The sequence below is a fragment of the Neobacillus piezotolerans genome, from assembly GCF_003362805.1.
Classification (GTDB): domain Bacteria; phylum Bacillota; class Bacilli; order Bacillales; family Cytobacillaceae; genus Bacillus_D; species Bacillus_D piezotolerans.
Genome location: NZ_QNQT01000001.1, coordinates 420717 through 443032 on the forward strand (window position 1 = coordinate 420717; position 22316 = coordinate 443032).

Sequence of the window (22316 nt, forward strand, 5' to 3'; positions counted from 1 at the left end):
ACAAGATATAATTAGGTAATAATGCGCAGCATGTGCTTAATTGTTCCCGGGAGAGAAGTAAAATGTGGAAAAAGTGGATCATCATCACAGCGCTAATCCTGCTGTTTATCTTTTTTATACCTTATAGCCTGCCGCTCATTTTTGCGTTAGTAACGGCGGTATTCCTTGAAAGGCTCGTTGGCTATTTTCAAAGGAAGCTTAAACTGACCAGGGCAAAGTCCGTTATCGCTGCTTTTGTAACCTTTCTGGCGGGCCTTCTGGTAATCGGATACAACCTGTTCCTGATCCTCTTTCAACAGGTCGTTAACTTATCCGAAAAAACACCTACATATGTCAGGGATTTGTATTCAACAGGAATTAAACCGCTCATAAAAAAATGGAAAGACTATTCAAAAACACTTCCTCCGGATGTTATTACTTCCGTTGAGAAAACGATTGACAATTCTGTTAATGAGCTGGATCGGTTTGTGCATGAAATCATTCAGGCCTTGATAGGTGTCCTGACCTCCATTCCCGGTTTCCTGATTGAATTCCTTATTTATCTCGTTGCGTTATTTTTGATCAGCCTTGAACTTCCTGAGATTAAGGCATACATTAAAGCGCATCTTACCGAGGGGACAAAGAAGAAGGTGTCCATCGTCATCAATCAATTGACCAAAGCGGGGGTCGGGTTCATAAAAGCCCAGATTATTCTTAGCCTCATGACCTATTTCCTTGCTTTTGCGGGCCTGCTCCTTTTAAAAGTGAAATATGCCGCCCTGCTTGCTCTTTTGATCGTGATTGTTGATATTCTTCCTATTCTCGGAACCGGCTCTTTCCTCGTTCCTTGGGCTGTCATTTCCCTGGTCCAAGATAAACAATTCCTTGGGATTGGACTGATTGTGCTCTTCATTGCCATAACGGTCATAAGGCGGACGGTGGAACCTAAGGTTTACGCGACCAGCCTTGGGATTTCACCACTCGCATCCCTTGCCAGCCTTTATATCGGGTTTAAGCTTATCGGTTTTATCGGCTTGTTCGCTGGGCCGGCTATCGTCATTATCATCGACGCGCTGATTAAAGTGAACGTTATTAAAATGAACTTCAAAATTTAAGTGAAAAGGGACCTTGTAAAGGGTCCTTTTTTCTTTATTATATGCCCATCAAGTTTCCTTTACTGTGGGAGGGTGCTCCTGTGCCACAGTGAATTCGGAGAAGTTGTCTTCAGCTCGTCGCAAAGCTGCAAGGCAGTAATTCAAAGTAGTTGCTTCCCTCCAGTCCTGTCGTGCGCTAAACGGGCGCTTTCGCTTTTCATTACGCCCATTTATTAAAATTGTTTCCTAAGTCTATTGCACATTTTCCTGCCTCTGAATAGGATATATGGACTTTACTAAAGGAGGTAATGTGAATGTCTGGAGGAGCTTACGGATACGGCGGCGGTTTCGCCTTGCTGGTAGTCCTGTTCATTCTGTTAGTAATTATCGGGGCTTCCTGGGGGTACGGAGGTTTCTATTAATTTAGAGGAGGTTCTATTATGTACGGATACGGAGGATTTGGCGGCTGCGGTTACGGGTATGGCGGCGGATTCGGATACGGCGGCGGTTTCGCCCTCATCGTAGTGCTGTTTATCCTGTTGATTATTGTTGGCGCTGCATGCTTCAGATACTAGTTGGAATCGAAGGCTGGACCTATGGTTCAGCCTTTTTTGTTTGCCGCCAGGGATAGGGGCGGAGAGCATGAAGGACTGCTTCCGAGGGGAGATACTCATAGTTATGCACCGTACATCTGAGAAAGCCCAATCCCTATTTTCAGGGCTGCTACATACAAGGGCGAACCTTTATTTCATTTTTTTTAGCAAATGTCGAAATTCAGGCCAATTTTGTATTAAAAGGTTTTAACCATAAGAACGTGGGTAAACAAATATAGTGCCTTTTTAAAAAAATATATAAAACATCAGGAGGAGAGTATGAAGAAGGGGTTTTTAGGGTTTTTATGTATTCTTTTAGTAATGGGAGTCCTGGCTGGGTGCAACGAAGAAAAAAGCTCAGCGGACACAAAATCAAAAGATGGCAAAGTAGTCCTCAATTTCTGGACGTTTTGGGGCTCAGAAACCCGGAGGCCGATTATTGAAAAGATTGTAAAAGATTTCAATGACTCCCAGGATAGAATTGAAGTTAACCATACGTTTTTGCCATGGGGAGACATATGGACGAAAAATCTTGCAGCCGTTGCCGCCGGGAATCCCGCGGATGTTATAGTAAATGACATTAACTCTGTTGCCCTGCGCGCCGAGAACAACCAGGCTGAAGACTTAAGCAAATACCTGGATGATTCATTCAAGGAAAATTTCTATCCTCACCTCTGGAAAACAGTCGAATATAACGGAAAACCTTATGCAGTACCATTCAATACAGACACCAGGCTGTTATTTTACAATAAGAAGGCTTTCAGGGAAGCTGGCCTAGATCCAAACAAACCTCCGCAAACCTGGGCGGAGCTGGAAGAATATGCGAAAAAGCTTGATATTAAAAGTGGCAATAAATACGACCGCTTCGGGTTTTACCCATTATGGGGCAGCGTCGGCCCATCCGCCTGGATGGCAAGCGCGGATGGCGGCAAAGGCTTCATTGATGACGGGGACTTGGCAATCAACACGCCAAAGAAAGTAGAAGCGCTTGAATGGCTGCTTGGATGGCAGGAACGGTATGGCGAGAAGAATGTCCAGGCGTTCAAGGCCGAATTTGGAAGCGAACAGGCCAACCCATTCATATCTGGCAAAGTCGCGATGATTATTGATGTGGGTACTTTCTATACACAAATCCGTGATTACGGAAAAGACATGGAATTCGGGGTTGCCAAAATTCCGGCCTATGACGAAAACGCAGGCCATTGGGCTGACGGCGGCGGCTTTGTCGTCGAGGTGCCAAAGGGCTCCAAACATCCAAAGGAAGCAGTAGAGTTTATAAAATACCTGACAGGCAAGGAAGCACAGAAGTACTGGGGAGAAAAGAACTACGACAACGTCGCCAATATTGAAGGCGCTGAAGCAGTTTCAGAGTCACTCGATGGACAGGCCAAAGAAGTGTATGAAATGACTGTCAAGAACCTTGAGGAAACGAACCTGTATCCTGTCCCTGCCGAATACCCTGACTACCAGAACAGAATTAATCCGCATATCGACAAAGTTTTTACCGGGAAACTAACCCCGGAAGAAGCATTGAAGAAAGCTGAAGCCGATGTGAAGAAAATAAAAAAGTAAATCGTAATTCATACATTTTGCTTAAGAGAAGGGATGGCGGCGCTGTCCTTTCTCTTTTCAATCGTAGAGCGAAATGCGGAAGCGCCTTGGGCAGCCCCAACTAGCAAAAAATAGAGTTCCGATTTATGATTTCCTATACAAAAAAAGGGGGAAGAAAAATGAAGCCGCAACAATCGGCAAATATTGCACTGCCTGAAGAACACAATCCTCCTGTCGGGAAGGGCATTCAGCTGGCTGCATCCCGGAATTCATCTCCGAAAACAGGGATTTCAAGAGCGGCGAAGGAAAATATATGGGGATATTTGTTTATTAGTCCGTGGATTGTTGGATTCCTTGGATTGACGCTTGGTCCGCTGCTATTTTCCCTTGCGGCCAGTTTTACTGATTACAATATCACGTCAAAAATGAACTTCATCGGCCTAGACAACTTTGTAAGAATGTTCACGATCGATGACCTTTTTTGGACTTCCTTATGGAATACGCTATATTATGTCATCTTTTCAGTTCCTTTGACGACTGTCGGCGCTATCCTGATCGCGCTCCTTTTGAACCAGAAAATTTTCGGTATGAAAGTTTTTCGGACAATTTATTATTTGCCGGCAATATTGTCCGGGGTTGCGGTGTATTTCCTATGGATGCAGCTATTAAGTCCTTCAACTGGGCTTGTTAATACGTTCCTTGGCTGGTTTGGGATTGATGGCCCTGCTTGGCTGTTTGATCCGGAATGGACCAAACCGGCATTGATCCTAATGAAAATGTGGGCGGTAGGGGGCGGGATGCTTCTTTACCTGGCGAGCCTGCAGGGGGTTTCTCGGGAGATGTATGAAGCCGCCGATATTGAAGGGGCTACCAGCATGCAGAAATTCTTCTACATCACCCTGCCAATGATATCTCCTATCATCTTTTTTGATATCATCACGAGTACAATCGGTGCGTTCCAAATTTTTCAGGAAGCCTACGTCATGACGGAAAATGGAAGCGGGGCGCCGGCGAACTCGCTCCTATTCTATAACCTACATATGTGGAACAATGCCTTCAAGGTTTTTGACATGGGTTATGCCTCAGCGATGGCCTGGATTCTCTTCATCATCGTCATGATCCTGACAGTGATTAATCTGAAGTTAGGAAAGCGCTGGGTCCATTATGAGGGAGGCGAAAATAAATGAGTGCCTACACGGCTCCGAAATTTTATGAGAAAAGGAAATTCAGGGAGAAGGTCAAAGCATGGGCGATTACCCTTCTGCTTATCGCAGGCAGTGTAATCATTCTTTCGCCGCTTTGGTGGATGATCTCGACATCCCTGAAATCGCCGGCCGAGATTGCCCAGTACCCGCCAACATTTTTTCCGAAGGAATTCAACTTCAATAATTATATTGAGGCGTGGCAAACAGCTCCATTCACCAGATGGGCAATGAATACACTTTTTATCGCCATTATTGGGACAATCGGCAGTGTACTGATCAATTCGCTTGTAGCCTATTCATTTGCGAAAATCCGATTCAAGGGGCGCAATGCTTTATTTGTCATCGTCCTGTCAACAATGCTGATTCCTGGATTTGTGACGATGGTTCCCCAATATATCCTGTTTTCCAAGCTGGGCTGGGTGAATACGTACTTGCCATTGATCGTTCCCGCGTTCCTTGGGAGCGCGTTCTTCATCTTCCTGCTCCGCCAGTTCATGATGACCATCCCCAATTCGCTAATTGAGGCGGCGGTGCTTGACGGCGCGAACCATCTCCAAATTTGGTGGCATATCATGATTCCGCTCACAAAGCCCGCGTTGATGGCGGTCGCCATTTTCTCTTTTAATGGCGCATGGAATGACCTGCTTGGCCCGCTTCTTTACATTAATGATGAACGGATGTATACATTGCAAATCGGCCTGCAGACATTTAAGGGAACCGTCCAGACACAGTGGCATTATTTAATGTCCATGTCTGTAACCGTGCTGCTCCCTGTCGTTCTTTTGTTCTTCTTCTTTCAGCGCTATTTCATTGAAGGGTCCAATATTTCTTCCGGAACAAAGGGTTAAAGGAAATCTTTCGGATGACCCGGGAATCCGGGTTTTCTTTTTATGTTGTGAAAAGAGGCTTCAAAAATAAAGGGAAAGAACCAACTTACCAACCGGTAAAAGTTGTCTGTCTTTCCATGGCAACTTTTTGGGGTTGGTTTCATTCTCGAGCAATGTTAGCCTAATAGGGAGCTAAATAAAGGGAGTTGGAGGAGACAAGAATGCAAAAACCAGCATCTATTCTTTTAATGCAGGCCATGTCGCTCATGATTGCCTTCCCTAATTTCCTGTCTGGCAGCCTTTTTGAAAAAGATCAGAATGGTTCAAATTGTTTTCCGGCCGTTGAAAAAATATTCAAGCAGAAAAAGGCGTCCGCTGCGGAAAAGCCTGCTGTAAAGCCTCAAAAGAAAGAGCAGGCACAGCCCGCGAAACAGGGACCGTCTTTGTCTGCAGAGGAGAAGGATCTTCTTGCCCGGCTAGTACATGCCGAAGCGAAAGGGGAGCCCTTTAAAGGAAAAGTTGCTGTTGCCGAAGTTGTCCTAAACAGGGTGCAAAACGCAAAATTTCCGGATTCAGTCAAAGAAGTGATTTATCAAAAAAGGCAATTCGATCCCGTCTCCAATGGGGAAATCAACAAGCCGGCTGGACCTGACGCGAAAAAGGCGGTAGATGAAGCCATCCGTACGGATAAAAAGGTAACCAATGCATTGTTTTTCTATAACCCTGAAATTGCAACGGATACCTGGATTCGAACAAGGGCGGTTTCCGTTAAAATAGGAAGGCATGTTTTCGCGAGTTAACCATGGCCATAATAAAACCCCTTATCCAATCAGGATAGGGGGTTTTCAGCTTGTTGTGGAGAATCAATCGTATTTTTCCAGGTGCTGAATTTTTCGAGGTCCTTTGTAATTCGGTTCCACGAAAGGGCAAGGACCGCGGCGTCATCTACAAGGCCGAGCCCGAGCAGGAAATCGGGAATGATATCGACAGGTGAAACAAAATAAATAATCGCCCCAATGACGGCAAGGATCGTTCCTTTAGATACATCTTTGTATTCTCCCTTTGCCCAAGCCCTTGCCAATTCAAATAATAGCTGGAGCTTTTTCCAGGAAAAACCGAGTGAGTTCCTATTTTTGTCCGCTTTTCCGAATGCCCTATTCAGGAGCGAGTCGGTTTGTTCCGGATTGTCATAATAGGATTGAGCTTCCTTTTTATACTTTTTGCCTAAGCCAACAAATCCGAATGCCATATTTATGCTTCCTTTCCTTTTAGGTATGGTTCGATGCTTTTAGTAATTTTCCACGGATGGAGACATGCTAAACTTTTTTGCTTATTCCCCTATTACTGAAACAAAAAAAAGCCGGATTCCAATATCATGGAACCCGGCTTTTGTTAGGCGTAAATATACTCTTCCTCGGCGGCCCTATTGCAGTTTGCGATTATTTCTTCAACTTCCGAGCCTTCAAGTGTTTCTTTTTTTAGAAGGGCTTCCACCAGCTGTTCGTAAGCCAGGCGGTTTGCGTGAATGATCAGTTCCGACTTTTCCAGGCCATTCTGGAATAATTCCTGCATCTTCGTCTCCTTTTCGGTTTTGACGAAGGTGAGGGTGAATCCGTCCTGGAGCATTCCTGTATCGACCATCTGTTCAATGATATGTTTCGCCTGCTGGACATCCCCGCTTACTCCGATGCTGTGCTCACCGAGGTACATCCTTTCGGCGACACCGCCTGCCAAAATCATCGCAATTCGGTCAAGGAGGTCGCTTGTTGTGGAAAGATGCAATTCTTTCGGAATTGGCGCTACATAGCCTAGCGCGTCTCCCCTTGGAATGATGGTCGCTTTCCTGACAGAGCCCGGCTTTGTGATTGCCGCGACAATCGCATGGCCGGCCTCATGGATGGCGACACGCCTCTTCGTGTCTGCGTCCTGAAGCTCGCGTGATGTGCTGCCGAGGATCGTCCTGTCCAGTGCATAGTCAAGGTCCGCTTTTTTAATAACGTCCTGGCCGTTCCGGACTGCACGGCGGCTGGCCGTTTCAAACAGCATGCTCAAATCGGCCCCGGAAAAACCGGATGTACTTTCGGCCAGGTCATCAAGGGATGCCGCAACATCTTCCGCAAGCATTTTGCCCTTTGTATGGATGTCAATGATTTCCCTGCGCCCTTTTGTGTCGGGAAGAGGAACCTGGAAGGAGAAATCGATCCTTCCCGGACGGAGGAACGCATCATCCAGCATGTCTTTGCGGTTCGTTGCCGCGACGAATAAAATCCCCTCATTCGAATGTCCGCCATCGAGCTGGACGAGCAGTTCAGTTAGAGTCTTTTCGGATTCTTCGCCGCCAAGCGCTTTCCGTTTTCCGGCAAGTGCGTCGACTTCATCAATAAAGATGACAGCGGGAGACTGTTTTCGCGCATTTTGGAACAGGCTTCTGACCCTTGAAGCACCTACCCCGACGAATAACTCGTTGAAGGCGGAGCCGCTTGTAGAAAAGAAAGAAGCACCAAGCTCTTTTGCCATTGCTTGCGCGAGCAGTGTTTTTCCTGTTCCCGGAGGGCCGTACAGAAGGATTCCCTTTGGAGGCTTAATGCCAAGCTTTGATGAACGTTCAGGTTCTTTTATAATGGAAAGCGTCTGGAGAATTTCTTCTTTCATTTCTTCACCAAGACCGCCTACGTCTTTAAGTGAGATTTCCGGAAGTGGACGGGCTTTTGAAAGGCTGTTTTTCATTGTGTTTGAGACGCCGATTCCGCTGCCGCCTTTTGCTTTTTGAAGCGCGAACGCCGCGGCTGCCAATGATACAATCACTCCGCCCATAATCCATTTTCCGTATTTGCTGTTGTTTGTAAATGTATAGTCAACGTTGTATTTGGATACTAATTCTTCCGCCATCTGGCTGTTCGGAGGCACTTTTGCCATGAATTTCCCCTCGCTTGTTGTTAATGTAAGGCTGCCATCGGACCGTTCTTCGAGAGATACCATTTTACCATTATCCGCCTTTATTTTTTGTTCCATTGAAGAAAACGGAATAACAGTTTCTTTTGCCGTAGACTGTAGTGCCCAAGTAATTCCAGAGGCTGCTATTATCACTGCTGCGATCAGCGGTATGAATTTATATATCGCTTTTTTACTCATATCCACTATGCTCATCTCCTTTATGTCTATCTCCATTATATGAAAATACCATTTGTAATAAATAGGGAATGAGAATTATCCCCTATGGGAATTGCAGGAAATTAATATGGACGGGTTTGAACAACTAGTGAATTTATGAGTATATTTGCTCTCCAAACATGTCTCCTTGCTTGATGGGAAGGGACTTTCGGAGCATAAAACCAATGGATTTTTTAAATGCAAACAAGATGGTTTTTTTTCTGCGCACCTCCCAATATGGACACATTTTCGACATAATTACTTTTTTTAAAAAAAATCTATTCGTTAATAAGGAAAATATTCAGGATTGCAAACTTTATTGCACAGGGATAAGATAGAAATTATGGACAAAATCTAATTGTCAAAAGTGAGGAAACAAAAATGGGCAAGAATTTTAAAGATGAAGTCCTCTCAAGAAGGACTTTTGCAATCATTTCCCACCCGGACGCAGGGAAGACGACAATGACAGAGAAATTACTTCTTTTTGGCGGGGCAATCCGCGACGCCGGGACCGTTAAAGCAAAAAAGACCGGTAAATATGCGACAAGTGACTGGATGGAAATCGAAAAGCAGCGCGGGATTTCCGTTACATCAAGTGTCATGCAGTTCGATTACGACGGCTTTAGGGTCAATATCCTTGATACACCGGGGCACCAGGATTTCAGTGAAGACACTTACAGGACGCTCATGGCTGTCGACAGCGCTGTCATGATTATCGACTCCGCAAAAGGGATTGAGGAACAGACAATGAAGCTGTTCAAAGTTTGCCGGATGCGGGGAATACCGATTTTCACGTTCATGAACAAGCTTGACCGCCAGGGTAAACCGCCGCTTGAGCTGCTGGCTGAACTGGAGGAAGTCCTGGGGATAGAATCGTACCCAATGAATTGGCCGATTGGAATGGGGAAAGAATTCCTAGGGATTTATGATAGGTACCATAATCGGATTGAGCAGTTCCGGGTGGAGGAAAAAGACCGCTTCATTCCACTAAAAAATGACGGTGAAATTGAAGGCGACCACGCAATAAAGAAAACAGGCCTATATGATCAGACGCTTGATGAAGTATTGCTGCTAAATGAGGCTGGGAACGAATTTTCACCTGAACGTATAGCGGCGGGAAACCTGACGCCTGTCTTTTTCGGTAGCGCGCTAACTACTTTCGGCGTCCAGACATTCCTTGAATCTTACCTGCAATTCGCACCGCCTCCAAAGCCGCGTAATTCCTCGGCAGGTGAAATTGACCCTCTTTCCGAGAACTTTTCAGGCTTTGTTTTTAAAATTCAGGCGAACATGAATCCTGCCCACCGTGACAGGATTGCTTTCATAAGGGTTTGCTCAGGAAAATTCGAGCGCGGTATGAGCGTAAATGTTCCAAGACTTGGGAAACAAATTAAGCTTTCGCAATCTACCTCTTTTATGGCAGAAGAGCGGAATACTGTTGAAGAGGCTGTCAGCGGGGACATCATCGGCCTTTATGACACCGGAACCTACCAGATTGGCGATACAATCACGACCGGCAAAGAACAATTCCAGTTTGAGCGTTTGCCGCAGTTTACCCCTGAATTGTTTATGAAAGTATCTGCGAAAAACGTTATGAAGCAGAAGTCTTTTTATAAAGGGATCGAACAGCTCGTCCAGGAAGGCGCCATCCAGCTTTTCAAAACCGTTAGGATGGAAGAATACTTGCTTGGGGCGGTCGGGCAGCTTCAGTTCGAAGTCTTTGAACACAGGATGAAGAATGAATACAATTCGGATGTAATCATGGAACGGCTCGGCTCAAAAGTGGCTCGATGGGTTGACGGGGATACTGTCAATGAAAACCTCTCAAACTCGCGCAGCCTGCTCGTAAAGGACCGATTCGGTAAGTACGCGTTCCTTTTTGAGAATGAGTTTGCCTTGAGATGGTTCCAGGATAAGAATCCTGAAGTGAAACTTTACAATCCTATGGATATGCACGATTAGCGTACTTAATCGGGGAGAAATGCCCCGTTTTCGAAACAAATAACAAGGCCATAAACCGTTGCAGGTTTATGGCCTTATTTCATGAAAATAACATAATTTTTTAATTTACCCTCACAAAAGGGTGGAATCGCTGCGTAAGGTTTAGTGAAAGCGGCCGCTACAACTTTATATGAGGTGACATCAATGAAAAACGTAGAAATGAAAAAATTAAGCAAAGCCGCAATGGCGATGGCACTTGCAGGAACATTTGCATTCTCACCAGCACTTGCGTCCGCGGACACACTGACGGAGGGGCAGAAGGTCCAGGCTGAAACATCTGTTACAACTGATGTCCAAGTAAAGAACGATGCTGAAAAGCCTGCTTTGGTTCCTGGCGATTTCTTTTACTTTGTAAAAATCGCCCTTGAAAAAATCAAGCTGGCCATTACATTCGATAAGGAAAAGGAAGCTGATTTATTGGCGGGATATGCCGCTGAAAGGCTCGCGGAAGCAGAAGAGCTTTTCAATGCGGGAAAAGAAGACATGGCGATTAAAACGCTTAAGGACAGCATTGCCTACTTGAATCAATACGATGCCAAAGCGGATGAACCAAAATCCGACGAGCAAAAGTCCGATGAACCAAAATCAGACGAGCAAAAAACTGAAGATCAAACTGAAAGCAGTGAGCAACAGCCTGCAACAGACGAAGAAACTTCAAAAGATGAGCCTGCTGACGAAGAAAAGGCTGTTGAAAACGATGAAGACAAAGAAGGCTCAAGCGAAGAACTCGTACGAAACAACATTGTTGCTCTGAAAGCCGCGCTTGAAAAAGTAAAAAATCCAACTGCCAAGGCAGCGCTTCAAAGAAACATCGATCGAACTCTTGCCAAAATGGCCGAAAAGGCTGAAGAGGTAGCTAAAGAGGAAGAAAAAATTGAAACAGAAAAAGCGGCTGAAGCCGAAAAGGTAACTGAAATTGAAAAAGCTGAAACGGAAAAGGCAGTATCAGTAGATGCAAAAACTGCTGTAAAGGCGGAAACAAAAGTTGAGAAGCCAGCTGTAAAAGCTGTACCAGCCACTCCTGCAGCTCCGGCAGCCGCCGCAAAGCAGGAAGCAAAACAAAAAGTAAAAGAAATCCGCCAGCAGGCAAACCAAAAATCTAATGAAGTACGCAAGCAGGCCAACCAGGAAGTAAAGGAAATCCGCAGCGAGGCAAAACAGCAAGTCAAAGAAGTAAAACAAGCTGAAAAAGCCGCCAAGTTCGAGGCAAAAGCACAAGTTAATGTTGAAAAGAAAGAAAACGGCAAAGGAGCCGGTCATGGCAAGAACGGCAACTAAGACTGCCAAAGCAACTGCTAGCATGAAGCAATGGAAAAGATAGCTCTTTTTGGGCTATCTTTTCTCCCAATTAAACCACTGGCATCTCTCATATGCTATAATTGGGGATTAGAGAGGTGAGGTTTATGCTAAGCTTATTGTTCTTAGCCAAAAAAAAGAAGCAGACGCTAGAGGAGTCTGTCAGATTAATACAGCAGGGCGACAAGAAGCTGAATAATGAACTGATTGAAGCCTATAAGCCGTTCATTGCAAAAACAGTTTCGGTTGTATGCAAAAGATATATCGTTCAATCAGACGATGAGTTTAGCATAGGCCTTATTGCATTTAATGAAGCGATTCAAAAATATTCCCCTGAAAAAGGAAGCTCACTTTTAAGTTTTGCGGAAGTGCTTATAAAAAGGCGCGTCATTGACCATATCCGTAAGGAAGCCAAGAATCCGACCGTAAGCTTTGAGCTCCAGACGGAGGCGGGAGAACCGGATACCAGGGGAGCGTTGATCGAGAACGAAATTTCGCTTGATGACTACCGGAAAAAAACAGATGAAGAATTGAGGAGGGAGGAAATCCTCCGTTTCCAAAAACATCTGCGGGATTACGAACTTAGCCTTCAGGATTTGGTCGACCAGGCCCCCAAGCACGCGGATGCGCGCAAGAACGCAATCGAGGCAGCAAGGCTGCTTGCTGAAAATGAAGAATTAAGGGATAGCCTACTCGTTAAAAAACGGCTTCCTATGAAACAGTTGGAAGATATGGTCCATGTCAGCCGTAAAACGCTTGAACGGAACCGGAAATATATTATCGCGATGGCATTAATCATGTCCGGTGATTATGTGTATATGAAGGATTATATAAAAGGGGTGCTTGATTCATGAGAACAGGTATCATATTGGAAATGGATGAGTCGTTTCTAACCTTATTGACCCCTGAGGGAGAATTTTTAAGGGCGCGCAGGAAAGGGAAAACGTACTTGATTGGCCAGGAGATTACGTTTGAACCTGCAATCCAATCGCATGAAAAGAGAAACACGGTTGGGAAGCTGGCCGGAATGAAGCGGATTTGGATGTCCGCGGCCGCGGCCTTAATTATTATGGCTTCCGCGATTATTCCGCTGAACAGTGGAAGCCAGGTATACGCATATATGTCCATAGATGTGAATCCGAGCATTGAGCTTGGGCTCAATGATAAAATGCAGGTCCTGAAAATGAGCGGCTACAATCCAGAAGGAGAGAAAATAGTCTCCGGTTTGAAAGACTGGAAAAAGGAAGACGCATCCGAAGTAGCGGAGAAGATCCTTTACGAAATCGGACGGCAAGGGTATTTTGCGGAAACAAATAATGTCATTATTTCAGCCGTGCAAACTGGTGAAAAAGAAGATAAGGCAGATCTTAGACTGAAGGAAACAATCGAGGAAATATCCGAAACCGCAAAGAAAGAAGAACATGAAGTAACGGTAGTGAGCGCATCTCCTAAAGACCTTAAGGAAGCCCGTAAACTTGGAGTGACTACCGGCAATTACAAGGCTGGGGCTTCAGCCGCAATTCAGTCGGAAGAAAAACCGGCAAGCAAGGATGCCCCAACTGCAACTAACTCCGCGGTCCCATCTAAGGAAGGAAAAGCTTCCGCTCCAGGCCAGTCGAAAAAAGCGGATCCTGGAAAGCCAGTCGTACCGCTGAAGCAGGAGAACAAGGGGAATGGGCATACCAACTCCAAAGCTGAAGCCGGAAAAGGAAAGCATGAAACAAAACCTAAAGAAAACAAAGGCAGCCAAAAAGCTGAGACTAAAAATAACGGAAAAGACAATAAAAAGAACGGGGACAGCAACGGTAAAGGCAACAGTAAAGAACAAAATAATGGAAATGACAAGGGGAACAGCGTGGGAAAAAAGGGCAGTGATGTAAAAGGTGGTGACCCAAAAAAACAGAAAGACAACCAGAATGGAAAGAACAACGGAAAAGGGAACAGCAACCAAAAGCCAAGTCCCCAAAGCAATCAAAATACTGGCAGCAAAAAACATGATTCCGAAAACAAAGGCAAGGGCAATGCAAGCAGTAATGGGGAAAAAGGAAACAGCATTAAAGAAAACAACGGCCAGCAAAAAAAAGACAAGAACGGATATAAAGGCAACAATGACCCCCAAAAGAATGGGGGCCAGGATACAAATGACGACTATAAAGAAAAAGGGAAGTCCGGCAAATAGCCGGACTTTTTCCATGTTTATTCAGTTGTTATTGGTTGTTTTGGCCGGTCATTTGTGCCTGTGCCTGACGGACGAGCCTTTTCGTAATTTCTCCGCCGACAGAACCGTTCGCGCGGGAAACTGTATCAGAACCTAACTGAACGCCAAATTCCTGGGCAATTTCATATTTGACCTGGTCAAGGAATTGTTCCACACCTGGAACAAGCAGTTGATTGCTGTTTCTTGCCATGGATCTCACTCCTTTAGTAACATCAGAGATTGCTCTCTGTAGGTATAGTTTTTGGGGAAGAGATAAAAAATATGAGTGGTAATTCTTTTCCGGTTTGGCAAATCCCAAAGAAAAGTTAATGATGGCGGACAATTCCTACTGAATGGCTAGCGTTTCCTTTTTTACGGCTTCAAGGAGCAAATCGGCAATGTGGACAGCTCGCATTGATTTTGACAAGCCTTCACGTTCTATACCAAGCTTCATTTGGAGAAGGCATCCGGGATTTGCAGTTACAATCGTTGCCGCGTGGGTATCTTTGACATTCTCCATTTTGGAATCAAGTACCTTCATTGACATTTCGGATTCTATAATATTGTATATGCCCGCCGAGCCGCAGCAACGATCTGCTTCGTTCATTTCCCGATATTCCGCGCCTTTTAGCGCCTTTAATAATTCCCTCGGAGCGGCCGAGGATTTCATGGCATTCCGTAAATGGCATGAATCCTGATACGTGATTATTTGGCCAGGCAGCTCCAGCGTAACTTTCTCAAGGAAACCAGCCTCCAATAGGATTTCAGATAAATCCTTTACTTTGCTTGAGAACGCCTCAGCCCGCTCATGCCACTCCGCATCATTTTGGAACAGGTGCCCGTACTCAACTAGAAATCCCCCGCATCCACCCGCATTGGTAATGATATAATCCGCTCCTGTCCCTTCAAATGCTGCAATATTCCTTTTCGCCAATTCCTTGGCCGATTCTTTTTCGCCATAATGGCCGTGCAGCGCCCCGCAGCAAGCCTGACTATCCGGAATGGCAACTTCGCAACCGGCTAGCTGAAGCAGCTTGATTGTCGCATCGTTTGTTTCAAGGAACATCGTATCCATCAGACAGCCCCTGAAAAATGCAACCTTCATTGTTTTCCTGCCGGTCGCCGGCATGAATTCGGGCCTATTTTTCAATTCCTTCATAGGCGGAATTTTTGGCAGGATTTTTTCCATGGAAGCGAGCCCTTCAGGGAGGAGGCTCATAAACCCAATTTTCCTGGCGGCGGTTTGCAGTCCTGACCTCTGATAAAACCCGATGAGGCCGGCTACTGCGCGCATGCGGTTCTGGTGTGGGAACAGGCCGCTAAAGGCCGCTTTTCTTGCAACCCTTACAGGAAGCGAGTAAGATTTATTGTTTGCGATGATATCGCGCGCTTCTTCAAGAAGGGAGCCATATTTGACGCCAGAAGGGCAAACCGTTTCACATGCCCTGCACCCGAGGCATAAATCCAATGATCGCTCAAAGTCCGCGTCCGGCTCAATCAGGCCATCAGCAACAGCCTTCATCAATGCGATACGGCCCCTTGGCGAGTGGGTTTCCTGAAACCCTGATTCGATATAGGTCGGACAGCTTGGCAGGCAAAACCCGCATCGCATGCAATTCAATAATTCATCTTCGTCCATCCGCGCTTTAAATTGCTGCTGGATTGCTTCCCTTTCCTTTACTGTTGTCATTAGGAAACCACCACCCGTTTCCGGCTGTCTCCAGCAAAAATTTTACCCGGGTTCATAATGTTGTTCGGATCAAGCGCCGCTTTGACGGCCCTCATGGCTGCAACGCCTTCCTTTCCCAATTTCATCTCCAGATAAGGCGCCTTCATAATCCCGACGCCATGTTCGCCGGTAATTGTCCCGCCAAGCTCGATTGCCCTTTGGAATATCTCTTCAAATGCCTTTTCGACACGCTCCATTTCTTCATGGTTCCGGACATCGGTCGGGCAGGTTGGGTGAAGATTTCCATCTCCGGCATGGCCAAATGTGCAAATCTTGAGATTGTATTTTCCTGCGATTTCAGTAATAGACTTAACCATCCTGGCAATTTCGGAACGAGGAACAGTCGCGTCCTCAAGAATCGTCGTCGGCGCTAGCCTTGCAAGGGCGGACAATGCCGTCCTTCTTGCGGTTCTAAGCGCTTCCGCTTCCTGTTCCGTTTTGGCGACCTCGACTGAAAAAGCATTTTCCTGAAGGCATATATCGATGATTTTTGCCATATCCCGATCAACAATTTCCGGTTGACCGTCCTGTTCGATTAAAAGGACCGCCTCGGCATTCACTGGAAGGCCGATTTTCACATAATCCTCAACGACCCTGATAGTTGCATTGTCAAGGAATTCAAGTGTCGCCGGTATAATTTTGTTGGCGATGATTTTTGACACCGCTTTAGCCGCTGATTCGAGATCGCTGAAGAGCGCGAGACCCGTCTTTTTTGTTTCGGGGAGGGGAAGTAGTTTCAGGATAGCCTCAGTCACGACACATAGCGTTCCTTCCGAGCCCACAAATAGGCGGGTGAAATCATAGCCTGCGACATCCTTTGCAAGCTTTCCTCCAGTCCGTACAATATCGCCATTCGGGAGCACCGCTTCCAGCCCAATCACATAATCCCTAGTAACACCGTATTTAAGGCCTCGGAGCCCTCCGGCGTTTTCATTGATATTGCCGCCAATCGTTGAAATTTTCATCGACCCGGGGTCAGGCGGGTAAAAAAGCCCCCTCGCTTCGACGGCTTGAATAATTTGGACTGTCAGTACGCCGGGCTGGACTGTTATCGTTAAATTCGCTTCGTCGATTTCGAGGATTTTATTCATATGCTTGAATAGAAGGACGACCCCTCCTTCGACTGGGCATGTACCCCCGCATAAATTCGTCCCTGATCCCCTCGGGACGACCGGTATCCCATGCTCGTTGCAAATTTTCAGGACCTCCGATACTTCCCGGGTATTCCTCGGGCTTATGATTGCCTCCGGGAGCGCCTGGTAATTTGGCGTTGCGTCATAGGAATAGACGAGCCGGCTCGTTTGTGTATCCTCGTAATTTTCGGGTGAAACAATCGCGATGAATTCCTTTTTTATTTTTTCGGAAATCCCCTGTGCCAACATAATGCATTCCTCCAATCCCTTTAAATGCAGACTAAATTCCATTTCCTATATGATTATTATAAAAAAACAGGCAATCCGACCGCCATGTGTCTATAACCAAAAAATAAGGTCAGATAAGATTGTTATTTGTGTTTTTATCCAAAAAGAGCATAGCCAGAAACATAGCTGTGAAGTCAGATGTTCTTCCTGGGTTAAGCTTTGTCATTTCCTCGATTTTTTTCAGTCTGTAATGGAGCGTATTGATATGAATATGCATTTGTTCCGCCGTCTTTTTGAATGATTTGTTTTGCCTGAAAAACTCGGCTAACGTTTCAAGCAGGTCCACTTCTTCCAAAATTGGGCCAATTGTCCGGCGCACAAAATCGATCTTTATCTCCGCGTTCAATCCATCAATTAACATTTCAAGTGTTAGGTCTTCATCAAAAACTACCTTCCTGGATGTGCCGGCATTTTTAAGCGCTCTTCCCGCATGGAAGTAGGACTCCTTTATAGTACCGGCCGGCGCCGATTGTCCTATGCCAGCAACGGGGGTAATTCCGGCCAGCGCTTCGGTAAAATCGCAGAAAGAAGCGATCTTGCGTTCAATTTCATCGCGCGCAGGTGAAAGCGAGTGGTCGAGCAGGACGACGATGCGGCTGTTGCCCCACCGGGTGACAACATCTGTTTTTGAAAAATGAGGCCAGCTGAACAGGGCGGACCAGGTTTCTCGTGACAGCGGCTGGCTGATATTCCTGAACGCGATGATGGCAGCCATCCTCTCAAGCGCCATATCAATTCCAAGGAGCCTTGCCCTGTCCATCAATGTTTCTTCGCCGGGAGCCTGCAGCCAATCCGCGACAAAGGCTTCAAGAGCGCGGGATTGCCACTCAAACTGGCTGGAATAATAATTTTCCATGATAAGCAGCTCGGTCATTTTGCGAATCACTTCCCCAAGAGGCGTGACAGCCTCCGGGTCGCCGGTTATCCCGACAATACCAACGACATCATGTTGAAAAAAAATCGGAAGGTTGATTCCCGCTCTAACGCCTTTTAACTTTGTTTCGTCTTCTTGCGTAATGATTATTTTTCTTTTTTCAATGGCCGCAATGAGCGTCCCTTCATGGAATGAACCGGTTCTGGCCGGGTCGGTGCTCGCGATGATGGTTCCATCGGTACTGGCGACAATGGCGTCTTCACCAATTACTTTCCGGATTTCGTTTATGATTTTTCCGGCAAGTTCGGGCTGGAGCATCTTTATTCGCCTCCTTGTTAATGCCAATTCTATTATATACTCAATTGTACCGAGGCCGCGTTTAAAAGGAAAAAGAACCGCCTCCCGGTGCTGGCGGTTCTTCTGAATTTAATCCGTGCCTTTCCCTGTATCGATTTGCGGATGCATGAAGGGAACGGCTTTTGGTTTTCGCCTTCTTTCGAGCAGCTCCCTGTTTTCAGTAGTGTTCCATCCGATATCGTTTGTCGGATGGACCCATTGATCGCCGGCCATGATCTCCGGATCTGTTTCATCCGACCAATTTTCAAGGGGGGAATTCGGGGAAGAATAGTTGCTGTCTCCAATGGTCACCCCATGCCGGTTCACAAAAGGGGCTTTCATTTTGATGCCTGTGCCTTTGAAATCAGGGGCATTGATCTGGTGGGGGAGTGTCCCGTCCATATCGGGCCTTCTTAACTCATCCGCATCCCTGGTCATTTTCATTCCTCCTTTTTTAATTATTTTTTGAAAAAAGGAATAGGTTTATCCCTATAGTAATACAAACCTCAATTGATGCTTGGTGAGTTCCCGATGAATGCATGAAAAGCGTGGGGATGAAAGAAACTAATGAAAAAGGAGGCATCAGCAATGGCAAAACGGAAAGCGGAGCGGAATGCTGTCGAGAAATATAGCAAAACACCATATAAAAATACCCGGGAATCGGATTTTTCCGCTGAACTTGCCCATGAGGAAGACCCTATGAAAGGGGCAAACAGGAATTCGAAACTTGGGCGGAAAGGGCGGGGCTGATGAAGGACAGGCTGCGCCGCAACCCAGGTCAGGAAGAGTTCAGCATCGAATTCGGCGATGTGAACGGGATTAAGCTTTTTGAGCTATTTGCAATGGGCAAGGAAAACCATGACCAAAAGGGCCGGGATAAACCCGAAAAAGAAAAAAAATAAGCCGGCGAATGCCGGCTTATTGCGCGAACGAACCAATCAGCGGCCCCTTCCCGGCCGGGTCGTAGTAAACCGCCAGGGCGGAAGGGGCTTCCCTTATTTCACCTGATGACAAGTACGTTCCCAAATCGAAGGCAAGTGGCTCCAAAATCGTATGCTTGTACATTTCCTTTTCCGAAAGGCCAAGTCTTTCAAACGATTTTCCCGCAATCGACGGTACCGCCAAAAGGCGCTGGTAAAGGGCGCTCCTATCTTTTTTATCGAAGCGTTTTTCCCACCATGGTTTACGCGGGCTGTATTTCTGCCTCGACAAATAGTCGAACATCATCAGTCCCTCTATTATGTCAAGATTTCGGGTATCCCTTGATTCCAGGAAGGAATGGAGTCGTTTGAACAGGTCCTCAAGCTGATGTCCGATCCGCGCCCATCCCTTTTGGTCCCAATACGCCCCGAACTCCTGGAAGAAGTCGAACGGCGATGGAAATTCCCTCGTGATTAAATAATCGATCGTTGCATCCATTCGGTGGCTGTTCCAGTATTTCTCCAGCACATCCTCTACTTGCTTGATGCGGATGATATCCTCGAATGGAAGTACGTTGTTTCCGAGAATTTCATACGGGGCCTGGTCCATATAAATGTAATCATGCTCGTCGGCGCGAAGCCTTACGCCGGTCCCGCGTAGCATTTTTAAGAATCCGAGCTGCAATTCTTCCGGCCTCATCTCAAACACATCATTGAAGGTTTTCCGGAAAGATTGATAGTTTTCCTCAGGCAGGCCGGCAATCAGGTCAAGATGCTGGTCGATTTTGCCGCCCTCCTTAACCATCGTGACGGTCCTCTTCAGTTTTTCAAAATTCTGCTTCCTCATTACGAGCTCATTCGTATATTCATTCGTTGACTGCACGCCAATTTCAAAACGGAATAATCCTTGAGGCGCTTCCTTGTTCAAAAATTCAATAACTTCCGGTCGCATGATATCCGCCGTTATTTCAAATTGAAAAACAGTCCCGGGCAGGTGTTCATCTATCAGGAAGCGGAACATTTCCATTGCGTAGCTTCGGCTTATATTAAAGGTGCGGTCGACAAATTTAATCGTTTTTGCCCCGTTGGCCATCAAATGGCGGATGTCTTCTTTAATTTTTTCTCGGTCGAAATAGCGTACGCCAACCTCGATGGACGAGAGGCAAAATTGGCAGCTGAACGGGCAGCCGCGGCTTGTTTCAATGTACGTGACCCTTTTTCCGAGATGGGGGATATCTTCAGGAAAGCGGTAGGGGGAAGGGATTTCCTTCAGATCCAGCTTGCCGGACTGGAGATTGATTTTAACCTTGCCATCCAGCCTGTATGCCAAACCGGGCACTTTTTCAAGCTTTGGAGCCCCGCTTTCAAGTTCGATAAGGAGCTGTTTGAACGCCGCCTCGCCCTCTCCGATAATGATAAAATCGGCAGCTGGTACTTTTTCCATCCAATCAGCTGTATCATACGTAACTTCCGGGCCGCCAAGGACGATGGCGATGGAAGGATTGATTTTTTTAATCATCGAAATCACTTTAAGCGTCTCTTCAATATTCCAAATGTAACAGCTAAATCCGATAACATCGGGCTTTTTTGCAATCAGGTCTGAAACGATGTTCATAGCGGGGTCCTTGATCGTATACTCTGCCAGTTCAATGCTGAACTCCGGAGCTGCGTAGGCTTTAAGATAACGGATGGCCAAATTGGTGTGAATATATTTCGCGTTCAAAGTTGAACAGATAATCTTCATTTTTTGTTAACTCCTCAAAAAGGTTCTTAATCAATATTTTAGTATAATCACCGGACGATGTAAAAGGAAGGAAATATTTAATAGGTATGCGGGTACGGGACTGGTATTAGTAATTGAAAAAATCCCTCCCGGCATAGCCGAAAGGGATTCGCAGACGGAAGTATGGGGACAGCGGTTTGGGTCTCAAATTTATTAATGGCGCCCCTGGTTAAGCCTCAGGCCGCCTGAAAGCCTGCTTAACAATTTCTTCGTCCTTGAGGCTTTCAGTTCTATCAGCGGCTGGGTAAAGGATGTAATCAGCTTGCTGGACAGCCCGATGACGAGTATGAGAGAAATGCCTGCGAGAAGGACGATCCTCTCCGTCTTGTCAAAATATGAGGCAATGTCGCTCTCCCGGAAAACTTTGACGAAAAAGCCGTGCAAGAGATAAACATAAAGAGTGTTTTTTCCAAGCGTTGTAAAGAAATACTGTTTCCTTGGAACAAAGGCGAAGAAACTCATCACCATGACCAGGCTCAGCGCGTAAATGCCAAGGCGTTTAAACATCGCCCATACAGACGCGACCCCCATCGCTTCATACGGCTTGGAGCCGAGGAGCCACTGATACTGCATTTCCGGGTAAAAGTAAAATCCGGCGAAAACAGTGAGGAAAACAGCGATAGCAATGATTCGCTTCCTGATGGTGAATAGTGAATAAAAATGCTCTTTCTTCATGTAATAGCCGACCAGGAATAACGGGAAAAACACAAACGTCCTAGAAAGGCTCAAGTAATTGGAAACCCAGCTAATATAGCCGATCAGTAAGCCAATTGAGAATGCCGCCGCAATCGCAAAGGATGGCCTGATTTTTGTAAAGAAAATCAGCATTATGCTCCAGAAGAACATGCTGACCAAAAACCAAAGTGACCATTGTGGGTCGAACGGGTCAATCCTGAGATCCGGTTTTTGGTATAGGTAATAGTAAAAAACAGAATAGATTACCTGGAAAATGATATATGGCAGGATTAATTTCCTGGCTATTTTCGCTACATAGCCTTTTTCATTGAAGCCCTTTGCAAAAAAACCTGAAATCAGGATGAAAGCGGGCATGTGAAATGTGTAAATCGCCTTGTAAAGCGCGAAAAAGACCTCATTATCTTCAATGAACGTCCTTAGCAAATGGCCAAATACAACAAGAAAAATTAAAATGAATTTTGCATTGTCAAAGTAGTAGTTTCGTTTTTTCATGATTTCCTCCAACTAAGAGACCCCCAGCAATCTCACTCCCTTGATACCCTGAATCGTTTTTGGGGAAACAGGTAAAGCGTTCCAGTCGGATGTGCTTATCTGTTGTATTACAGTTAAGTATCTGTATTAGTTGTTATGATTGACCCATAGCCTTTGCGAAATCTGTATCATT

The 22316-nt window shown here is 45.9% G+C and carries 22 protein-coding genes; 13 read left to right on the forward strand and 9 right to left on the reverse strand.

The window, feature by feature from the left end:
• Positions 1–62 precede the first annotated feature (62 nt).
• The 7 genes from ytvI to DRW41_RS01940 all read left to right on the forward strand — a co-directional run bounded on the left by ytvI (position 63) and on the right by DRW41_RS01940 (position 6049).
• Complete coding sequence (gene ytvI, locus DRW41_RS01910) at positions 63–1094, forward strand: sporulation integral membrane protein YtvI (RefSeq protein WP_115450269.1); 1032 nt, start codon at positions 63–65, stop codon at positions 1092–1094.
• Positions 1095–1387: 293 nt separating this feature from the next.
• Complete coding sequence (locus DRW41_RS01915; RefSeq protein ID WP_082306846.1) at positions 1388–1495, forward strand: YjcZ family sporulation protein; 108 nt, start codon at positions 1388–1390, stop codon at positions 1493–1495.
• Positions 1496–1513: 18 nt separating this feature from the next.
• Positions 1514–1648 carry a YjcZ family sporulation protein gene (locus DRW41_RS01920; protein ID WP_115450270.1) on the forward strand — a complete coding sequence of 45 codons (135 nt, stop codon included), beginning with the start codon at positions 1514–1516 and terminating at the stop codon, positions 1646–1648.
• Between the two features lie 297 nt (positions 1649–1945).
• Entirely contained in the window at positions 1946–3238 is a 1293-nt protein-coding gene (locus DRW41_RS01925) for an ABC transporter substrate-binding protein (protein ID WP_115450271.1), read from the forward strand.
• Positions 3239–3396: 158 nt separating this feature from the next.
• A complete protein-coding gene (locus DRW41_RS01930) occupies positions 3397–4404 on the forward strand; it encodes a carbohydrate ABC transporter permease (protein ID WP_115450272.1) in 1008 nt (335 codons plus the stop codon).
• Complete coding sequence (locus tag DRW41_RS01935; protein ID WP_115450273.1) at positions 4401–5270, forward strand: carbohydrate ABC transporter permease; 870 nt, start codon at positions 4401–4403, stop codon at positions 5268–5270. Before DRW41_RS01930 ends, DRW41_RS01935 begins: the two co-directional genes overlap by 4 nt.
• A gap of 200 nt (positions 5271–5470) precedes the next feature.
• Positions 5471–6049 (forward strand): cell wall hydrolase, encoded by a 579-nt coding sequence (locus tag DRW41_RS01940; protein WP_115450274.1) that lies wholly within the window; start codon positions 5471–5473, stop codon positions 6047–6049.
• Between the two features lie 29 nt (positions 6050–6078).
• Here the strand turns inward: DRW41_RS01940 and DRW41_RS01945 are convergent, their stop codons facing one another.
• Both DRW41_RS01945 and DRW41_RS01950 read right to left on the reverse strand, forming a co-directional pair.
• A complete protein-coding gene (locus DRW41_RS01945) occupies positions 6079–6498 on the reverse strand; it encodes a YkvA family protein (protein WP_115450275.1) in 420 nt (139 codons plus the stop codon).
• Between the two features lie 143 nt (positions 6499–6641).
• Complete coding sequence (locus DRW41_RS01950) at positions 6642–8381, reverse strand: AAA family ATPase (protein ID WP_245959342.1); 1740 nt, start codon at positions 8379–8381, stop codon at positions 6642–6644.
• A gap of 399 nt (positions 8382–8780) precedes the next feature.
• Here DRW41_RS01950 and DRW41_RS01955 point away from each other — a divergent pair, with 399 nt between their 5' ends.
• The 4 genes from DRW41_RS01955 to DRW41_RS01970 all read left to right on the forward strand — a co-directional run bounded on the left by DRW41_RS01955 (position 8781) and on the right by DRW41_RS01970 (position 13875).
• Positions 8781–10361, forward strand: coding sequence for a peptide chain release factor 3 (locus DRW41_RS01955; protein ID WP_115450277.1), 1581 nt, complete (start codon positions 8781–8783; stop codon positions 10359–10361).
• A 183-nt stretch (positions 10362–10544) separates the two neighbouring features.
• A complete protein-coding gene (locus tag DRW41_RS01960) occupies positions 10545–11678 on the forward strand; it encodes a DUF5667 domain-containing protein (RefSeq protein ID WP_115450278.1) in 1134 nt (377 codons plus the stop codon).
• A gap of 116 nt (positions 11679–11794) precedes the next feature.
• Entirely contained in the window at positions 11795–12550 is a 756-nt protein-coding gene (gene sigI, locus DRW41_RS01965) for an RNA polymerase sigma factor SigI (protein WP_245959313.1), read from the forward strand.
• On the forward strand, positions 12547–13875 hold the full coding sequence (locus DRW41_RS01970) for an anti-sigma-I factor RsgI family protein (RefSeq protein ID WP_115450280.1): 1329 nt from the start codon (positions 12547–12549) through the stop codon (positions 13873–13875). The genes sigI and DRW41_RS01970 overlap by 4 nt, the downstream gene beginning before the upstream one ends.
• Before the next feature lie 28 nt (positions 13876–13903).
• Here the strand turns inward: DRW41_RS01970 and DRW41_RS01975 are convergent, their stop codons facing one another.
• From DRW41_RS01975 to DRW41_RS01995, 5 genes are all read right to left on the reverse strand, one after another.
• A complete protein-coding gene (locus DRW41_RS01975; protein WP_115450281.1) occupies positions 13904–14104 on the reverse strand; it encodes an alpha/beta-type small acid-soluble spore protein in 201 nt (66 codons plus the stop codon).
• A gap of 135 nt (positions 14105–14239) precedes the next feature.
• Positions 14240–15583, reverse strand: coding sequence for a (Fe-S)-binding protein (locus DRW41_RS01980; protein ID WP_115450282.1), 1344 nt, complete (start codon positions 15581–15583; stop codon positions 14240–14242).
• On the reverse strand, positions 15583–17004 hold the full coding sequence (glcD, locus tag DRW41_RS01985; RefSeq protein ID WP_115450283.1) for a glycolate oxidase subunit GlcD: 1422 nt from the start codon (positions 17002–17004) through the stop codon (positions 15583–15585). Before glcD ends, DRW41_RS01980 begins: the two co-directional genes overlap by 1 nt.
• A gap of 109 nt (positions 17005–17113) precedes the next feature.
• On the reverse strand, positions 17114–18235 hold the full coding sequence (locus DRW41_RS01990) for a CdaR family transcriptional regulator (RefSeq protein WP_115450284.1): 1122 nt from the start codon (positions 18233–18235) through the stop codon (positions 17114–17116).
• A 108-nt stretch (positions 18236–18343) separates the two neighbouring features.
• A complete protein-coding gene (locus tag DRW41_RS01995; protein ID WP_115450285.1) occupies positions 18344–18691 on the reverse strand; it encodes a DUF3905 domain-containing protein in 348 nt (115 codons plus the stop codon).
• 150 nt (positions 18692–18841) lie between these two features.
• Here DRW41_RS01995 and ykzP point away from each other — a divergent pair, with 150 nt between their 5' ends.
• Both ykzP and ykzE read left to right on the forward strand, forming a co-directional pair.
• Positions 18842–19003 (forward strand): protein YkzP, encoded by a 162-nt coding sequence (gene ykzP, locus DRW41_RS22790; protein WP_181884381.1) that lies wholly within the window; start codon positions 18842–18844, stop codon positions 19001–19003.
• Positions 19003–19155, forward strand: a complete 153-nt coding sequence (ykzE, locus tag DRW41_RS22795) for a protein YkzE (RefSeq protein WP_181884382.1) — start codon at positions 19003–19005, stop codon at positions 19153–19155. The genes ykzP and ykzE overlap by 1 nt, the downstream gene beginning before the upstream one ends.
• A gap of 16 nt (positions 19156–19171) precedes the next feature.
• On the opposite strand, the gene DRW41_RS02000 is transcribed toward ykzE, so the two are convergent.
• Positions 19172–20917, reverse strand: a complete 1746-nt coding sequence (locus DRW41_RS02000; protein WP_115450286.1) for a B12-binding domain-containing radical SAM protein — start codon at positions 20915–20917, stop codon at positions 19172–19174.
• Between the two features lie 192 nt (positions 20918–21109).
• Complete coding sequence (locus tag DRW41_RS02005; RefSeq protein ID WP_115450875.1) at positions 21110–22144, reverse strand: acyltransferase family protein; 1035 nt, start codon at positions 22142–22144, stop codon at positions 21110–21112.
• Between the last annotated feature and the right edge of the window lie 172 nt (positions 22145–22316).